We start from the raw sequence: 17783 nt of genomic DNA, 5'->3' as shown, positions 1-17783 counted from the left end.
GTGGCGCTTATAGTATTTCGTTTTCAGCAAGGGCCGGCGTCAGATATCCCCATCTGGCGCCGGTTCTCGTTTTGGCGGGTGCGTTTTCCGCACCGAAAGAAGCACGAATTTCCGGGTCTGAAATTGCTGTTTCAGGATTCCGGCAAATAGGCGTGGGGGCGAAATCGACAATCCCCTTTTGCCGTGAATTTGAAACGCGACGCTCGGGTTAAGAAAGCCCCGCCAATTCCGTCAGAGCGGGGCGAGGCAAGTCACTCGAAGCAGTCGTCCCGACCATCCCGCCGAATGGTGGCGGCGCCGTCGCGGATCTGCGCCGAGCGGCGCTGCACGAAGTTCGAGGGGCGCGATGCCGAGCGGTCCTTCGGGTCGGGGAGGATCGCCGCGAGACGGGCGGCCTGCGTCGGACTGAGCGCGTCCGCACTTACCCCGAAATAGTGTTCCGCCGCCGCGCCGACGCCGAACACGCCCTCGTCGAACTCGGCGATGTTGAGATAGACCTCGAGGATGCGGCGTTTGGGCCAGACGGCCTCGACCAGCGGCGTGATCATCGCCTCGAGCGCCTTGCGCGGCCAGCTCCGGCCCTGCCAGAGATAGACGTTCTTCACCGTCTGCTGCGAGAGTGTCGACGCGCCGCGGTTGCCGCCTTCCTCGATGGCGGTGCGGATCGCCTTCATGTCGAAGCCCCAGTGGGTGCAGAAATTCGCATCTTCCGCCGCCACGACCGAGCGCAGCATCACCGGCGCGATGTCGTCGGCATCGACCCAGACCTGATCGACCGGCGCGCCGAGCCGCTTGCCTTCCGACCACATGGTGTAGGTGGTGGGCGGATCGACCACGCGGTAGAGCACCACGAGCAGCACCACCACCGCCAGAAGGCCAAGGCCGCCGCGAACCGCCACCCGGACGAGCCAGCGTGTCGGGCGGAACCGTCCCGCCAAGGACTTGCGCGGGGTCGACTCCCCGGACTGCTTTGCTTTGGATTTCTTTGCTGCGCGCGCCATGGAGGATGGTCTACACGCGCGGACTCGTTCGGGAAAGACGTCTTCGCCAAAACCGAGCCTTCCACCCGATTCCGCCACAAGAACGCATCGCTCCGGCGATCCCGGCCCTCTCAGGCTTCCCCGTTAGGCGATAAGATCTCGACAGGTGAGCGTCACCCCACAGGGCCGGGGCCTCCCCTTCCAAGCCCCCCACAAACAAAAACGCCCGGGGAAGCCCCGGGCGTTTCGCTATGTCGATACGGCGCGGCTTACTCTGCCGGGACCGCAACGCTTTCCTCGATCCCCAGCGGGTGGGTGATCTTGTTGAGCATCTCCTTGGGGCAAACCTGCAGGAAGTTGCCCTTCTCGAGGTCCCAGTGCTGCAGGATGTCCTGCGCCTTGCGGCTGTTGGTCTCGGCGACGTGGCGCTCGATCAGGCCCTTGAGCTCGGCTTCCCAGTGCTCCTGCGTCACCGGGCAGGTGACGAGGCTCTCCATGTTGAGCATGTCCTGCGCCATGCCCTCGGGATCGTAGAGATAGGCCATGCCGCCGGTCATGCCGGCACCGAAGTTGGCACCGATCGGGCCGAGGATCACCGCCACACCGCCGGTCATGTATTCGCAGCCGTTCGAGCCGCAGCCCTCGACCACCACCTTGGCGCCCGAGTTGCGCACCGCGAAGCGCTCGCCGGCGCGGCCGGCGGCGAAGAGGTGGCCGTCGGTGGCACCGTAAAGCACGGTGTTGCCGATGATGGTGTTCTCGTCCGCCTTCAGCGGCGACATCATCGGCGGACGCACCACGATCAGACCGCCCGAAAGGCCCTTGCCGACATAGTCGTTGGCATCGCCCGAGACCTCGATCTTGAGGCCCGGTGCCGCGAAGGCGCCCAGCGACTGGCCGGCAGAGCCGGTCAGCTTGACGTGCAGGTGATCGGGCTGCAGCGCGTTGCGCATGCCGAACTTCGACACGATGTGCGACGAGGTCCGCGTGCCCACGGTCCGGTGTGTGTTCTGCACCGCGTAGGAGAGCTGCATCTTCTCACCGTCCTCGAGGAAGCGATGACCGTCGCGGACGATCTCGGCATCGAGCGTGTCGGGCACCGGGTTGCGGTCCTTGTTGCGGTCGTAGACGATATCGTCTGCGCCATCGACGCGGATCAGCAGCGGGTTGAGGTCGAGATCGTCGAGATGCTCGGCCCCGCGCGACACCTGGTGCAGCAGATCGGCGCGGCCGATCACGTCGTTCAGGCTGCGCGCACCGATCGAGGCGAGGATCTCGCGCACTTCGGTGGCGTAGAAGGTGATCAGGTTGACCACCTTGTCGGCGCTGCCGGTGAACTTGCCACGCAGCTCCTCGTCCTGGGTGCACACGCCCACCGGGCAGGTGTTCGACTGGCACTGACGGACCATGATGCAGCCCATGGCGATCAGCGCGGCGGTGCCGATGCCGAACTCCTCGGCGCCCATCATCGCGGCCATGACGATGTCCCGCCCGGTGCGCAGACCGCCGTCGGTGCGCAGCGTGACGCGATCCCGCAGCTTGTTCATCGCCAGAACCTGATGCGCCTCGGTGAGGCCCATCTCCCACGGCAGACCGGCGTGCTTGATCGAGGTCGCGGGCGAGGCCCCGGTGCCGCCGTTGTGGCCGGAGATCAGGATCACGTCGGCCTTCGCCTTCGCGACACCGGCCGCGATCGTGCCGACCCCGGAGGAGGCCACCAGCTTCACCGTCACCTTGCAGCGCGGGTTGATCTGCTTGAGGTCGTAGATCAGCTGCGCAAGGTCCTCGATCGAGTAGATGTCGTGGTGCGGCGGCGGCGAGATCAGCGTCACGCCCTTGGTCGAGTGGCGCAGGCGGGCGATCAGGTCGGTGACCTTCATGCCCGGAAGCTGGCCGCCCTCGCCGGGCTTGGCGCCCTGCGCGACCTTGATCTCGAGCTCCTCGCAGTGGTTGAGGTACTCGGCGGTGACGCCGAAGCGGCCCGAGGCCACCTGCTTGATCTTGGCCGACGGGTTGTCGCCGTTGGGCTCGGGCACGAAGTGTGCCGGATCCTCGCCGCCCTCGCCGCTGTCGGACTTGGCGCCGATGCGGTTCATCGCGACGTTGAGGGTCTTGTGCGCCTCGGGCGACAGCGCGCCCAGCGACATGCCCGGGGTGACAAAGCGCTTGCGGATCGAGGTGATGCTCTCGACCTCCTCGATCGGGATCGCCTTGCCGATCGGCTTCACGTCGAGCAGGTCGCGCAGGTGGATCGGCGGGTTGGCCCGCATCGCCTTGGAGTAGGTCTTCCACAGCTCGTAGGAGGCCTTGTTGCAGGCCGCCTGCATGAGGTGCATGGTCTGCGCCCCCCAGGCGTGGGTCTCGCCCGACTTGCGCGCCTTGTAGAAGCCGCCGATCGGCAGCACGTCGCGCCCGCCGCGGAAGGCCAGCTGGTGGATTTCCTCGGCCTTGGTCTGGATGCCGTGCACGCCGATGCCCGAGATCCGGCTCAGCATGCCGGGGAAGTACTCGGCGCACATGGCGCGCGACAGGCCCACCGCCTCGAAGTTGAGGCCACCGCGATAGGACGAGATCACCGAGATGCCCATCTTGGCCATGATCTTGAGCAGACCCTGGTCGATGGCCTCGCGGAGGCGGGCGACGTTCTCGGTCAGGCTGCCGTCGAGCAGGCCGCGGTCGATGCGGTCGGCAAGGCTGTCCTCGGCGAGATAGGGGTTCACGATGGTCGCCCCGCAGCCCACCAGCACCGCGAAGTAATGCGGGTCGATGCACTCGGCCGAGCGCACGCCCAGCGAGCAGAACGTGCGCAGGCCCTTCTTGGTCAGCCACGAGTGCACCGCCGAGGTGGCGAGGATCATCGGCATCGCGATCTTGTCCTCGGTCTGGTGCTGGTCGGTGAGCACGAGATGCCCGCCGCCCGAGCGCACCGCGTCCTCGGCTTCGTTGCGGATCCGTGCCAGCGCCTCGCGCAGAGCGCCCTCGCCGCCATCGGCGGGGAAGGTGCAGTCGATCTCGACAAGCCCGGCGTTGAAGTGGTCCTTCAGCGCGTCGAACTGGGCGTTGCCCACGAACGGGCTCTCGAGCACGAGGATCTCGGTCTGCGACGAGGATTCATCGAGCACGTTCTTAAGGTTGCCGAACCGCGTCTTGAGGCTCATCACGCGGAATTCGCGCAAGCTGTCGATCGGCGGGTTGGTGACCTGGCTGAAGTTCTGGCGGAAGAAGTGGCTCAGCGGGCGGTACTTCTTGGACAGAACCGCAGAGGGCGTGTCGTCGCCCATCGAGGCGAGCGCCTCCTTGCCGTCCTCGGCCATCGGCGACAGGATCTGCTCGAGCTCCTCGATCGAGTAGCCCGCAGCGATCTGGCGCTTGCGCAGCTCGGAGCCGGTGAAGACCGGCTTCTCGGTGACCTTCGACAGCGGCTCGTCGAGATCGGTGATCTTGCCGACCCATTCGCCGAAGGGCTGCGAGGCAGCGAGCCGGTCCTTTATCTCGGTGTCGTGGTAGAGCTTGCCCTCTTCCATGTCGACGGCGATGAGCTGGCCCGGCCCAAGCGCGCCCTTCTCGCGGATCGAGCCTTCGTCGACGGGGACCATGCCCGCCTCGGAGCCGGCGATCAGCAGGTCGTCACCGGTCACGACATAGCGCATCGGGCGCAGGCCGTTGCGATCGAGACCGCCGCAGACCCAGCGGCCATCGGTCATGGCGAGCGCGGCGGGGCCGTCCCACGGCTCCATCACCGAGTTGACGTAGGAATACATGTCGCGCCACGCCTGCGGCAGTTCCACCGCCTGCTTGGACCACGATTCCGGGATCAGCATGGTCTTGGCCATCGGCGCGTTGCGCCCGGCGCGGACCAGCACCTCGAACACCGCGTCGAGGGCGGCGGAGTCCGACGCCCCGCTGGCGATGATCGGCTTGATGTCCTCGGCCATGTCGCCGAAGGTCGACGAGGCCATGCGGATCTCGTGGCTCTTCATCCAGTTGGTGTTGCCCTTCAGGGTGTTGATCTCGCCGTTATGGGCGAGCATCCGGAAGGGCTGGGCCAGCCACCACTGCGGGAAGGTGTTGGTGGAATAGCGCTGGTGGTAGATCGCGAAGGCGGACTCGAAGCGCTCGTCCTGCAGGTCGGGATAGAAATCCGCCACCTGCTCGGCCAGCATCATGCCCTTGTAGATGATCGAGCGGCAGGACAGCGAGGCGATGTAGAGTTCGTTGATGCCGGCCGCGGCGGCGGCCTTCTCGATGCGGCGGCGGATGACGTAGAGCTCGCGCTCGAAGGTCTCTTCGTCGATGCCCTTGGCGTTCGAGATCAGGATCTGCTCGATCTCGGGGCGCGTCGCGTTGGCCTTCTCGCCGAGGCAGTCCACGTTCACCGGCACGTGGCGCCAGCCGTAGATGTAGTGGCCCATGCGCAGGACCTCGGTCTCGACGATGGTCCGGCAGGTCTCCTGCGAGGCGAAGTTGGTGCGCGGCAGGAAGACCTGGCCCACCGCCATCAGCTCGCCCTTGCGGGGAGCGTGGCCGGTGCGGGCGATCTGGTCGTAGAAGAACGAGACGGGGATCTGCACGTGGATGCCGGCGCCGTCGCCGGTCTTGCCGTCGGCGTCGACGGCCCCGCGGTGCCAGATGGCCTTCAGCGCGGTGATGCCTGCCTCGACAACCTTGCGCGACGGCTTGCCGTCGATGGACACCACGAGGCCCACGCCGCAGGAAGAATGCTCATGCTCCTCGCGGAACATGGCGTTCTCTTCCATCCATTTGCGCTTGGCTTCCTCGGCGGCGGCCCAGTTCTGGTCGTAAGTGGTCATGGTCAAGCCTCCTTGATCAATGCTGCGGGCGATCGAGGCCGGCACCTTCGTGCCCCCCGGTCCCGCCGCCATATCCGCGCAAACGCGCGTAAGTCTCTCTCTGGTCGTCGCTCAGCAGCGCCGGCCGCGTCGCGAGCAGGGCATTTGCAGCGATGCGGCTCATGCGCCGTCCACCTGCACGCCGTATTTCGTCAGCGTCTCGGCGCGGCTCATGCGCGGATGATCGCCCTGCAATGCCCAGCAGTCGGGCTTCTGGTCGGCGAAGATCTCGCGCTCGAGTTCCAGCCCGTCGGCATCGTCGAGCAGGCCGATGGTGATCTCGTAATCGCCGGCGCCGTCGACGCCCTTGTCGTGGCGATACCAGAGCACCGAGCCGCAGGTGCCGCAGAATTCGCGGCTGGCCCAGTCAGACGACCGGAAGGCACGGATGCTGCCCGCGTCCTCGATCGCCATATCGGCGACCGGGACGGTGACTGCGAACAGCGCAGAGCCGGCCCAGCGGCGGCACTGCTCGCAGTGGCACACGCCGAAGCCGTTCATCGACTTTGCCGTGAAGCGCACGGCACCGCACATGCATCCGCCTGTCCGTTCGGTCATCGCTCTATCCTCTGGCATGGTGTGTCGGGGGCTCCGACGCGCCGGCTTGCGGGGCGCGCCGCGCGGGCGCGCAACCCTTGGATCACTCCGCCGCGACGGCGGCGGTCTTGTTGAAGTCCTGCAGCACGTGCTCGGCGCAGTCGCGGCCGTCACGGATCGCCCAGACCACGAGGCTGGCGCCACGCACGATGTCGCCCACGGCATAGACGCCGGGCAGGGCGGTGCGGCCGGAGGTGAACTCCGCCTTGATGGTGCCCCAGCGGGTCACTTCCAGCTCGGGCGCGCCCCACAGCGTCGGCAGATCTTCCGGCTCGAAGCCGAGCGCCTTGATCACCAGATCGGCGGGCTCTTCGTAATCGGAGCCATCGATCAGCTCGGGCGACTGGCGGCCGGTGGCATCGGGCAGGCCAAGGCGCATCTTCTGCACCAGCACGCCGGTGACCGGATCGCCGACAAAGCCCTTGGGCGCGGTCAGCCACTCGAACTGGACGCCCTCTTCCTCGGCGTTCTGGGTCTCGCGCTGCGAGCCGGGCATGTTGGCGCGGTCGCGGCGGTAGAGACACTTCACGCTCTCGGCGCCCTGACGGATCGCGGTACGGACGCAGTCCATGGCGGTGTCGCCGCCGCCGATCACCACGACCTTCTTGCCGTTGGCGTTGAGCTCGCCGCTTTCGTATTCCGGCACGCTATCGCCGAAATTGGCGGTGCGGTTCGACGCGGTGAGATAGTCGATCGCCTTGACGATGCCGGTTGCGCCGGCGCCCGGGCCGCGCAGGTCGCGCGACTTGTAGACGCCGGTGGCGATGATCACCGCGTCGTGCTGCGCGCGGAGATCCTCGAACGACATGTCGTCGCCGACGCGGCAGTTCATCACGAAGCGGACGCCGCCCTCCTCGAGCTGCTGCATCCGGCGCATGACGATCTCTTTCTCGAGCTTGAAGCCCGGGATGCCATAGGTCAGCAGGCCGCCGCCACGATCGTAGCGGTCATAGACCGTCACCTGAACGCCGGCGCGGCGCAGCATGTCGGCAGCGGCAAGGCCACCCGGGCCGGCGCCGATGATGCCCACGCTCTCGGAGCGTTCCTGCGCCGGGGCGGCGGGCTTGACCCAGCCCTTCTCCCACGCGGTGTCGGTGATGTACTTCTCGACCGAGCCGATGGTCACGGTGCCGTGGCCCGACTGCTCGATGACGCAGTTGCCTTCGCACAGGCGATCCTGCGGGCAGATGCGGCCGCAGATCTCGGGGAAGGTGTTGGTCGCCTGGCTGACCTCGTAGGCCTCCTCGAGGCGGCCGGTCGCGGTCAGGCGCAGCCAGTCGGGGATGTTGTTGTGCAGCGGGCAGTGCGACTGGCAGTACGGAACGCCGCATTGCGAACAACGGCTCGACTGTTCCGTCGCTTTCGCGTCGGCGAATTCGGCATAGATTTCGTCGAAGTCCTTGTTCCGGACATCTGCCTCGCGTTTCTCGGGCATGTCCCGCTCGATCTTCACGAATTTGAGCATCGGCTGCTTCGCCATGTTCCTGGGTCTCCGAACAAGTCCTTGGGTTTGGCTTCAATACTGAAAGCCGAAATGAAAGAAAAGTCAGAAAGCCTGACCTATATTCGGTTTATTTTACCCTCGCCACGTGGAGCCCAGCATCCTTTGATGAAAATTGAGTAACGACCCGGACCTATTTGTCACTCTTCCCCTTGAAACAAGGGCGTTATAGACACGGCACGAGGCTAGCCGGAGGTTCCCGCCCATGCCATTGCTGCAGCTCATCCTGCTGGCCCTGATCCAGGGCATCACCGAGTTTCTGCCAATTTCCTCTTCGGGTCATTTGATTCTGCTGCCGAATCTGACCGGCATGGCCGATCAGGGGCAGGCGATCGATGTCGCCGTGCATGTCGGCACGCTGGCCGCCGTGGTGCTCTACTTCTGGAGCGACGTGCGCGTGGCCGCGCTCGGCACCGTCGACCTCCTCCGGGGGCGGCGCCAGACGCCGGGGGCGCGGTTGGCCCTGGGTCTCATCATCGCCACCATCCCGGTCGTCATCGCGGGCCTCGCGATCAAGATCACCGGCCTCGACGAGGCGCTGCGCTCGGTCGAGGTGATCGGCTGGACGATGCTGGGCTTCGGTCTCGTGCTCTACTGGGCCGACCAGCGCGGCCCGGTGCACAAGCAGGAGGAGGACTGGGGCGCCATGGATGCGCTGAAGATGGGGCTCTGGCAGGCGGTGGCGCTGATTCCCGGCACCTCGCGCTCGGGCATCTGCATCACCGGCGGTCGCTTCCTTGGCTACAACCGGCACGACGCCGCCAAAATCGCGATGCTGATGTCGATCCCGACGATCCTCGCCTCGGGCGCCCTGCTTGGCCTCGAGGTCGCCTCCGAGGCCAATGCACGCGTTGCCATCGACGGGCTGATCGGTGCGGTCTTCGCCTTTGGCGCGGCGCTCGCGGCGCTGACGTTGATGATGCGCCTGCTGCGCTCGGTGAGCTTCACGCCCTACGTGATCTACCGGGTCGTGCTCGGCGTCGCGCTGCTGATCTACGCCTACACCTGAGCTTCCCCCCGGAAAAAGGGTGGCCCCGGAGTTTGGGGAACTCCGGGGCCTTGAGATGCGCCGACTCGCGGACGGGAATTGACCGCTGGGGACAGGGATGCCGACGCATACGCGCGATTTCAGTACGCGAGCACACGCTTGGAATCCTGCTAATTCAAGCGAGTCGGGCAGCGCAATGGTGCCTCAATACCGCTAGCGGAAACCCGCCGCTGCAAATTGCCGCGCGCGCGACTTCCCGCTCAGGTGAGTCGGTTCGTCCGCTCAGACGCGGTGGTACGGGCTTCCGGACAGGATCGAGGCGGCCCGGTAAAGCTGCTCGGCGATCATCACGCGCACCAGCATGTGCGGCCACACCATCTGCCCGAAGGAGAGCGCCATGTCGGCCTCGGCGCGCAGCGACGGGTCGATGCCATCGGCACCACCGATGACGAAGGCCATGTCCTGCGTGCCGTCATCGCGCCAGCGTCCGAGGGTCTGGGCGAAGTACGGCGAGCTCATCAGCTTGCCGCGTTCGTCGAGGATGCAGAGCCGGGCGCCGGAGGGCAGGGCGCGGCGCAGCAACTCCGCCTCGGCGGCCATGCCGCCGCCCTTGCGGTCGTCGACCTCCACCACGCGCACCGGGCCCAGCCCGAGCGCGCGACCGGTGCGGTCGAATCTCTTCAGGTAATCGTCGACTAGATCGCGTTCGGGGCCCGCCCGAAGGCGCCCCACGACGCAAAGATGCACACGCATGGGACCGTGATCAGGTCGCGGTCTGCTCGGTCTTTCCGAGCGGCATCCACATCTTCTCGAGCTGGTAGAACTCGCGCACTTCCGGGCGGAAGACATGGACGATGACATCGCCGGTATCGACCAGAACCCAGTCGCCGGTGTCCTGACCCTCGATCTTGGGCAGCACACCCAGATCGTGCTTCAGGTTTTCGGCCAGCTTCTCGGCGATCGAGACAACCTGACGCGAAGACCGGCCCGAGCAGACGACCATGTGGTCGCACACGGAGGTCTTGCCGCGCAGGTCGATCTGCACGATGTCTTCCGCCTTGTTGTCATCGAGGCTTTCGAGGATGCGCGCGAGGATCTGCTCGCTTGTGACCTCGGATTGGGGCAGACCGTTCATCGGCGCCCCCGGCTCTGCGGCACCGGCCGCATTCGCAGTAAGTGTCAGGACGTTGTCCTCCTTGGTTGCAAGCGCCGAAAGCCACCCCGGCGCCGGGCGTGCCTTGAATATAGCATCGGAGACGCAAAATCTCAATGATCGCAGGGCAGCGCAGCGCTTAACGCCGCCGCCGCCAAGCATCAAGCCCGCATCACGCGCCCCAGGGGATCCACACCGTCTTGACCTCGGTGGCGGCCTCGAGGAAGGCGCGGCCCTCGCCGTCGGCCCGCATCCAGTCGCGGTCCTGGGCGTAATTCACCCAGCTTCGCTTGAGGTTGCCTGCCGCGCCGCGCTCGATCTCGGCCGAGAGATCGGCGCCCGAGAAGCTCCACACCGCCTCGATATCCATGTGGCCGGCCATCGCGGGCGCGAGCTCGGCATGGCTGCCGGTGAGGATGTTGACCACCCCGCCCGGCACGTCCGAGGTCTCGAGCACCTGATAGAATTCCGTCGCGGCAAGCGGGAACGGCTCCGAGGCCACGAGAATCGCGCGGTTGCCCATGGCGATGGCCGGGGCCATCAGCGACACCAGCCCGAGCAGGGGGAAGGCATCGGGGCAGAAGCCGCCGATCACGCCGCAGGGCGCGCGCATGGCCAGCGCCGCGCCGCGCAGCGGCACGCTGGCGATGCGGCCGTCGAACTTGTCGGCCCATGCGGCGTAGGTGAACAGCCGCTCGACCGACTTCTCGACCTCGCTGGCGCCGGTGCGGGCGCCGGTCATCCGGTCGAGGGTGGCAGCGAACTCCTCGGCGCGGGCCGAGAGGTTCTCGCCGATGTAATAGATCACCTGAGCGCGGGTGTGGGCGCTGGCCGAGGACCACGCCGCCGCGCCGCGCGCGGCCTCCACGGCGTTGCGCAGGTCCTTGCGATTGGCCAGCGGCGCCTGACCGATGAGCTTGCCGCGCCTGTCGTTGACCGCGCGGGCATAGCCGCCATCGGGCCGCGCCTGCTTGCCACCGATATAGAGCTTGGCGGTGCGGTCCACCGGTTGTGGCTCGGCCTCGTCGCCGCCGAACGGCGCGATCGGCTTGAGCGCCTTGGGCTTGCGCGCATCGCGGGTGTAGGCTTGCAGCCCTTCCGGCCCGCCCTCGCGGCCAAAGCCGCTCTCGCGCAGACCGCCAAAGGGGGCGGCGGCGTCGAACATGTTCGAGCCGTTCACCCAGATCACGCCGGCGGCCAGCTTGGGGGCGATGTCGAGCGCGGTGTTGATGTTCTCGGACCAGACGCTGGCGGCGAGGCCGTAGCGCGTGTTGTCGGCCAGCTGCACCGCCTCGGAGGGGGTGCGGAAGGTGGTCGAGACCAGCACCGGGCCGAAGATCTCGTCCTGCATCAGCTTCGAGGCCGGCGACAGGCCGGAGATCAGCGTGGGCGGGTAGAAGCAGCCCTCGGGGCAGGGGCCCGGCTGGAAGACCTCGCCGTCGCTGCCTTCAACCATCGCCGCGATGCGCTCGCGCTGCACCGGATCGACGATGGCGCCCACGTCGATGCACTTGTCGAGCGGATCGCCGATGCGCAGCTTCTCCATCCGCGCCTTGAGCTTGGCATGGAAGCGCTCGGCGATGCCCTCTTGGACCAGCAGGCGCGAGCCGGCGCAGCAGACCTGACCGCCGTTGAACCAGATTGCATCCACCAGCCCCTCGACGGCACTGTCGAGGTCGGCATCCTCGAAGACGATGTAGGGCGACTTGCCACCCAGCTCGAGGGTCAGCGCCTTGCCGCTGCCTGCGGTGGCCTCACGGATCTTGCGGCCGACCTCGGTGGAGCCGGTGAAGGCGATCTTGTCGACCTCCGCCGCGGTGATCATCTCGCCCACCGCGCCGTCGCCGGTGACGATGTTGACCACGCCCTTCGGAAGGCCCGCCTGACGGCAGATATCGGCAAAGAGCAGTGCCGTGAGCGAGGTCCACTCGGCCGGCTTGAGCACCACGGTGTTGCCCATCGCCAGTGCCGGCGCGACCTTCCACGCCAGCATCAGCAGCGGGAAGTTCCACGGGATGATCTGGCCGCAGACCCCGAGCGCCTCGCGCCCCGGCATCTCGCTCTCCATCAGCTGGGCGTGGCCGGCGTGATGGTAGAAGTGGCGGGCGACGAGAGGGATGTCGATATCGCGGCTCTCGCGGATCGGCTTGCCGTTGTCGAGCGTCTCGAGCACTGCGAAAAGCCGGGCGTGTTTCTGCACCAGCCGGGCGATGGCATAGAGGTGGCGGGCGCGGGCCGGGCCGCCGATCTTTTCCCACTTTCCCTGTGCGGCGCGGGCCGCAGAGACGGCGGCGTCGACATCGGCCTGCGTCGCCTGCGTGAGGGTCGCCAGGACGTCGCCGGAGGCCGGGTTGCGGCTCTCGAAGGGGGCGCCTGGCGCGGTGAAGGCGCCGTCGATGAACTGGCCGAACCGGTTGCCCCGGTCGGCGAGCCAGCTGAGCGCCTCGGCAGCGCTTTCGGGGGCGGGGCCGTATTCCATGCTCTCGAAGATCTCTTTCACGCTCATGCCGGGGCTCCTTCCGTCGAGGGGACGTGGCCAGTGTTAGACCGTGTCGGCGGCGCGAGGGAAAGAAAAATCCCCTCCCTCGCGCGGTGCGCCGTGGCGTCAGTCAGCCGCCGCCCAGAAGGTCGCGCAGAACCTGCTGGATGAAGTTGTCGCGCTGGCGGCGTTCCTGCCGGGGCGCCTGCTGCTGTTGCTGTTGCTGCTGTTGGCGCTGTTGCTGCTCGACCATCTGCGGCGAGGGGCCGGCAGGGGCGATGGCGGGCAGCGGCTTGACCGGCAGGCCCTCGTTCACCCGGATCATGGTCTCGCGCCAGATGTCGGCCGGAAGGCCGCCGCCGGTGACACCGCTGAGCGGGGAGTTGTCGTCGTTGCCCATCCACACGCCGACCACGTAGTCGGCGGTGAAGCCGATGAACCACGCGTCGCGGGCATCGTTCGAGGTGCCGGTCTTGCCGGCAGCCGGGCGGCCGTCGGGCAGGAGGGCGCGGCGTCCGGTGCCCTCGCTGATGACCTTCTCCATCATCCAGGTCAGCTGGCCCGCCGCCTGGCTCTGAATTACCCGTTCGCGGATGCCGCCGCCGGTGCCCATGAGCACCTCGTCATCGCCCTTGAGGCGCAGTTCCTTGAGGCCATAGGGCACCACCGCCGAGCCGCCGTTGAGAAAGCCGGAATAGGCGCCGGTCATCTCGAGAAGCGTGGCCTCGGAGGTGCCGAGCGCCATGGCAGGGGTGTCGTTGAGGTCGGACTTGATGCCGAACTCGCTGGCCACCTTGTGCACCAGATCACGCCCGACGCTCTCGGAGATCTTGATCGCCGGGATGTTGAGCGACTGCTTCAGCGCATCGGTCAGCGTGACCGTGCCCTTGTAGCTGCGGCTGTAGTTCTCGGGGCACCACCGGCCCGAGCCGGGGATGTTCATGCAGAACGGCTCGTCCACCACGGTGTCATAGGGCGAATAGCCCAGCTCCAGCGCCGTGGCGTAGATGAACGGCTTGAACGAGGAGCCGGTCTGGCGCTTCGCCTGCGTGGCGCGGTTGAACACGCCCGAGACGCCGGTTTTCTTGCCGCCGACCATGGCGCGCACGGCGCCGTCCGCCGACATCACCACGATCGCCGCCTGCACCACCGAGCCGGGCTTGGTGACCTTCTCGCTGTAGACGGCGTTCATCGCCTCTTCTGCGGCGCGTTGCAGCTTGGGGTCGAGCGTGGTCGAGATCACCACGTCCTCGGTGGTGTCACGGGTGAAGAACTCCGGCCCGGTCGACATCACCCAGTCGGCGAAATAGCCGCCGAGGCGACGCTGGGCCTCTTCCGAAAGCTGCGCCGGGTTGTCCTGGGCGCGCTGGGATTGCTCGGCGGTGAGGAAGCCCTGATCTTTCATCAGCCGCAGCACCGTAGCGGCGCGGGCCTGCGAACGCTCGAGATCGTTGGTCGGCGACAGCGACGAAGGCGCGGTCAGCAGCCCGGCGAGCATCGCCGATTCCTGCGGGTTCAGTTCGCCCGCGTGCTTGCTGAAGTAACGCTGAGCGGCGGCCTCGGCACCGTAGGCCCCGCCGCCCATGTAGGCGCGGTTGAGGTAGATCGAGAGGATCTCGTCCTTGGTGTACTTGGCCTCCATCGCCATCGCGTAGAGCGCCTCGCGGCCCTTGCGGACCAGCGTGGTGCGGCGGCAGTCCGAGATATAGGCAGCCTCGCTCTCCCACTTGGTGTCGTCATACGGGACGCCGAGGCAGAGCAGCTTTGCCGTCTGCTGGGTGATGGTCGAGCCGCCATGGCCCGAGAGCGGGCCGCGGCCTTCGGACATGTTGATACGCACGGCGCTGGCAATGCCGCGCGGCGAGATGCCGAAATGGCGGTAGAAGCGCTTGTCCTCGGTGGCAATGACGGCGTTGCGCAGATGCGGGCTGACGCTGTCCGCGGTCACCGCGCCGCCGAACTGGTCGCCGCGCCACGCAAAGATCTGGCCGTTGCGGTCCATCAGCGTGACCGAGCCGCGGGCGCGACCGTCGAGCAGCTCTTCGACCGGGGGAAGCTGGGCGTAGAAATAGCCCACGCCGACCGCAAGCAGCAGCGCCACCACGGCGGTGATGCGCCACGTGATCTTCCAGATCAGGCCAAAGACCCAGCGGAAGATGCCGAGGAAGAAGGCCACGATGGGATTGCGCTTGCGCACGGGTTTGCGCCGCGACGGTTTGCGGTTGGTCTTTTTCGGGTTGGGTTTCCTGGGCGTCTGGCCGGCCTTTTTCTGATAGCGTTGCTCCGCCACCAGCCGGCCCTTGCCCCGGCCTGAATCACTCATGTCGTCTTGCCTGGCATACTGCTCTTTCGCGGCAGGATAGCGGCTTTGCCGGATGATGTAGACCGCGAAACCGCCCAATTGATGACTTTTTGATCTGCACTGAAACTGAGCAGCCGCACATATTGCGCGCATTTCTTGTGCGGAATCGACGGCACATTCGGGCGCAGACTGGGCCTTTTCTTCCAATGCGCGGGATTGAGCGGCTTTCTGCCCATGCATACCGCAGGCAGCCGTCTGCCAAACTGAAAGGGACCAAGGTGAAACTGATCATTGCGACGATCAAGCCGTTCAAGCTCGAGGAGGTGCGCGAGGCGCTCACCGGTATCGGCGTCCGCGGCATGATGGTGACGGAAATCAAAGGCTTCGGCTCTCAGTCCGGTCACACCGAAATCTACCGTGGCGCGGAATATGCAGTGAACTTCGTGCCGAAGATCAAGCTCGAGATCGTGGTGGCGTCCTCCATGGCAGACCAGGTCGTCGAAACGATCACCAAGACGGCGCAGACCGGCAAGATCGGCGACGGCAAGATCTTCGTGCTCGACGTGGCCCAGGCGGTGCGGGTCCGTACCGGCGAGACCGACGCAGACGCGATCTGATCGCGGTTCGTTCGCAAAGATTACAAGGGACAACGGAACATGAAACTTCTCAAGACTCTCGCCCCGGCTGCCGCGCTGATCGCGCTGCCCTCGCTGGGCCTGGCGCAGGACGAGGGCCCCGCTCCGGGCGTCAATGCGTCGACCGACACCGTCTTCATCTTCAACTCGCTGCTCTTCCTCATCGGTGGCTTCCTGGTGTTCTGGATGGCCGCGGGTTTCGCAATGCTCGAGGCCGGCCTGGTCCGCTCCAAGAACGTGGCCATGCAGTGCATGAAGAACGTCGCGCTGTTCTCGCTCGCGGCGATCTTCTACTACCTGATCGGCTACAACCTGATGTACCCGCTGGGCACCTGGGCCACCGATGGCATCATTTCCGGCGTCTGGGGTCCTGCGGTTCTTGAGGTCGTGGGCGTGACCGCCGAGGGCGCCGACGATTACGGCTACGCCTCGACCGGCTCGGACTTCTTCTTCCAGCTGATGTTCTGCGCCACCACCGCATCGATCGTCTCGGGCACCCTGGCCGAGCGCATCAAGCTGTGGCCGTTCCTGATCTTCGTGATCGTCCTGACCTCGATCATCTACCCGCTGCAGGCCTCCTGGAAGTGGGGCGGCGGTTTCCTCGACGCCGCAGGCTTCCTCGACTTCGCAGGCTCGACCGTCGTGCACTCCGTGGGTGGCTGGGCCGCTCTGACCGGTGCGCTCATCCTCGGCCCGCGTATCGGCAAGTTCCGCGATGGCACCGTGATCCCGATCCCGGGCTCCAACCTGACCCTCGCCACGCTCGGCACGTTCATCCTGTGGCTCGGCTGGTTCGGCTTCAACGGCGCATCGCAGCTGGCCATGGGCACCGTGGGTGACGTGGCGGACGTGTCGCGCATCTTCGCCAACACCAACACCGCCGCTGCCGGTGGCGCCATCGCGGCGCTGATCACCAGCCAGGTGATGTTCAAGAAGCCCGACCTCACCATGGTCCTGAACGGCGCCCTTGCAGGCCTCGTCTCGATCACCGCCGAGCCGCTGACCCCCTCGCTGGGCGCTGCCACCATCATCGGCGCCATCGGCGGTATCATCGTGGTCTTCGCCATCCCGGCGATCGACAAGATGAAGATCGACGACGTCGTCGGCGCGATCCCGGTGCACCTGATCTGCGGCATCTGGGGCACCATCGCCGTGGTCTTCACCAACCCCGAAGCATCCCTCGGCACCCAGCTCTACGGCATCGTCGTGGTCGGCATCTTCACCGTCGTCACCTCCGCCATCGTGTGGTTCGTCCTCAAGCTGGTCATGGGCATCCGTGTCTCGGAAGAGGAAGAGATCGCGGGCCTCGACATGGGCGAGCTGGGTATGGAGGCCTACCCGGAATTCTCCAAAGGCTGATTTCCTCCTTCCTTTCAGCCTTTTGTGACCAACTGCCCGGGCGTTCGCGCCCGGGTTTTTTGTTGTTCAGAGGTCCGGTGCCGCCCGGCCAAAGGTTGGCGAGCCTCGGTGGGGGCGCTGGGTGTGAGGTCTCGGAATCAGGGGCGGGGCCGTCAGAGGAGTGTTGCGTGGTGTGCGTGCCCCGAGCCTTTGTGTGCCGGCCCACGAAGACCGGGCAAGGGCGTGGCTCCGGGAGAGACCTTCGTGTCTAACGGCGGGCGGACGCGCCTCCCGGCTAGTCTCTTGTCACAGGGGTAGCGGCCTGAGCCGGGGTCGCCCCGGCGTCGCTCAGCGCAGCAGCCGGGCGATGCCCACCTGAAGGCCCCCGGCGGCGGCGAAACTGACACCGAGCAGCGCCGACCAGCGCAGCACCCCGTCCCAGCCGATGCGGGTCGGGTCGACGAAGAAATACGGGTAGAAGCCGTCGAGCTCACCTCGCAGAAGCGCGTAGGCCACATAGAGCAGCGGCCAGAGCAGCCAGATTGCCGCACTGGCCAGCCTGAGCGCGTGCTTCGGGGCGTAGAAGAGCCAGAACACCGCCGTCAGCAGCGGCGTCGCCAAGTGCACCAGCCGGTCGGCGACGGCGTCGAGCCCGCTGACCGAGTTGGCCAGCAGCGCGTAGTAGACCACGCCCACGATGGCGATCCACAGCGTCAGCCCGCCGATCCAGAGCGGGCCGGGCATCCGGCCGCGGACCGTCATGAGCGTGAAGGTCGCCGCCACCAGAGTGTTGGTCAGGATGGTGAAATAGCGCGCAAGGCTCCAGACCGTCTCGAGCGCATCCGCGCCGGGATGGCCGATCCGATAGGTCACGAACTGCAACACCAGCCCGGCCACGGCGACAAGGGCGATGAGTGTTGCGAAAAGGCGGGCGGGCAGGGTCATGGCGGCACGATGTGA

Annotated in this window: 13 protein-coding genes; 3 read left to right on the top strand and 10 right to left on the bottom strand. The window is 66.5% G+C overall.

Annotated elements, in window-relative coordinates; translation table 11 throughout:
- Positions 1-251: 251 nt before the first annotated feature.
- The 5 genes from mtgA to LCM15_RS20525 all read right to left on the bottom strand — a co-directional run bounded on the left by mtgA (position 252) and on the right by LCM15_RS20525 (position 7907).
- Positions 252-1001 carry a monofunctional biosynthetic peptidoglycan transglycosylase gene (mtgA, locus tag LCM15_RS20545; protein WP_224859697.1) on the bottom strand — a complete coding sequence of 250 codons (750 nt, stop codon included), beginning with the start codon at positions 999-1001 and terminating at the stop codon, positions 252-254.
- Between the two features lie 248 nt (positions 1002-1249).
- Positions 1250-5791, bottom strand: coding sequence for a glutamate synthase large subunit (gene gltB / locus LCM15_RS20540; protein ID WP_224859696.1), 4542 nt, complete (start codon positions 5789-5791; stop codon positions 1250-1252).
- A 16-nt stretch (positions 5792-5807) separates the two neighbouring features.
- Positions 5808-5954, bottom strand: a complete 147-nt coding sequence (locus LCM15_RS20535; RefSeq protein ID WP_224859695.1) for a hypothetical protein — start codon at positions 5952-5954, stop codon at positions 5808-5810.
- A complete protein-coding gene (locus tag LCM15_RS20530) occupies positions 5951-6388 on the bottom strand; it encodes a GFA family protein (RefSeq protein WP_318246069.1) in 438 nt (145 codons plus the stop codon). Before LCM15_RS20530 ends, LCM15_RS20535 begins: the two co-directional genes overlap by 4 nt.
- 82 nt (positions 6389-6470) lie before the next feature.
- Positions 6471-7907, bottom strand: coding sequence for an NAD(P)-dependent oxidoreductase (locus LCM15_RS20525; RefSeq protein ID WP_224859694.1), 1437 nt, complete (start codon positions 7905-7907; stop codon positions 6471-6473).
- A 226-nt stretch (positions 7908-8133) separates the two neighbouring features.
- Here LCM15_RS20525 and LCM15_RS20520 point away from each other — a divergent pair, with 226 nt between their 5' ends.
- Complete coding sequence (locus tag LCM15_RS20520; protein WP_224859693.1) at positions 8134-8937, top strand: undecaprenyl-diphosphate phosphatase; 804 nt, start codon at positions 8134-8136, stop codon at positions 8935-8937.
- A 261-nt stretch (positions 8938-9198) separates the two neighbouring features.
- Here LCM15_RS20520 and rlmH read toward each other — a convergent pair whose 3' ends face one another.
- The 4 genes from rlmH to LCM15_RS20500 form a co-directional block, all read right to left on the bottom strand.
- Positions 9199-9669 (bottom strand): 23S rRNA (pseudouridine(1915)-N(3))-methyltransferase RlmH, encoded by a 471-nt coding sequence (gene rlmH, locus LCM15_RS20515; protein ID WP_224859692.1) that lies wholly within the window; start codon positions 9667-9669, stop codon positions 9199-9201.
- 10 nt (positions 9670-9679) lie between these two features.
- Complete coding sequence (gene rsfS / locus LCM15_RS20510; RefSeq protein WP_224859691.1) at positions 9680-10051, bottom strand: ribosome silencing factor; 372 nt, start codon at positions 10049-10051, stop codon at positions 9680-9682.
- 190 nt (positions 10052-10241) lie between these two features.
- The gene (locus tag LCM15_RS20505; RefSeq protein WP_224859690.1) at positions 10242-12575 is read right to left on the bottom strand and encodes an aldehyde dehydrogenase family protein; all 2334 of its coding nucleotides are present in this window, start codon (positions 12573-12575) and stop codon (positions 10242-10244) included.
- A gap of 103 nt (positions 12576-12678) precedes the next feature.
- Entirely contained in the window at positions 12679-14871 is a 2193-nt protein-coding gene (locus LCM15_RS20500) for a transglycosylase domain-containing protein (protein WP_224859689.1), read from the bottom strand.
- 257 nt (positions 14872-15128) lie between these two features.
- Here LCM15_RS20500 and LCM15_RS20495 point away from each other — a divergent pair, with 257 nt between their 5' ends.
- Together LCM15_RS20495 and LCM15_RS20490 are read left to right on the top strand one after the other, a co-directional pair.
- Complete coding sequence (locus LCM15_RS20495; RefSeq protein WP_224859688.1) at positions 15129-15467, top strand: P-II family nitrogen regulator; 339 nt, start codon at positions 15129-15131, stop codon at positions 15465-15467.
- A 39-nt stretch (positions 15468-15506) separates the two neighbouring features.
- Positions 15507-16844, top strand: coding sequence for an ammonium transporter (locus tag LCM15_RS20490; RefSeq protein WP_224859687.1), 1338 nt, complete (start codon positions 15507-15509; stop codon positions 16842-16844).
- Positions 16845-17171: 327 nt separating this feature from the next.
- Here the strand turns inward: LCM15_RS20490 and LCM15_RS20485 are convergent, their stop codons facing one another.
- Positions 17172-17768, bottom strand: coding sequence for a Pr6Pr family membrane protein (locus LCM15_RS20485; protein ID WP_224859686.1), 597 nt, complete (start codon positions 17766-17768; stop codon positions 17172-17174).
- Between the last annotated feature and the right edge of the window lie 15 nt (positions 17769-17783).

This window comes from Salipiger bermudensis, from assembly GCF_020171625.1.
In the GTDB taxonomy this organism is placed as follows: domain Bacteria; phylum Pseudomonadota; class Alphaproteobacteria; order Rhodobacterales; family Rhodobacteraceae; genus Salipiger; species Salipiger bermudensis_B.
This window is presented reverse-complemented; position numbering and strand designations above follow the sequence as displayed.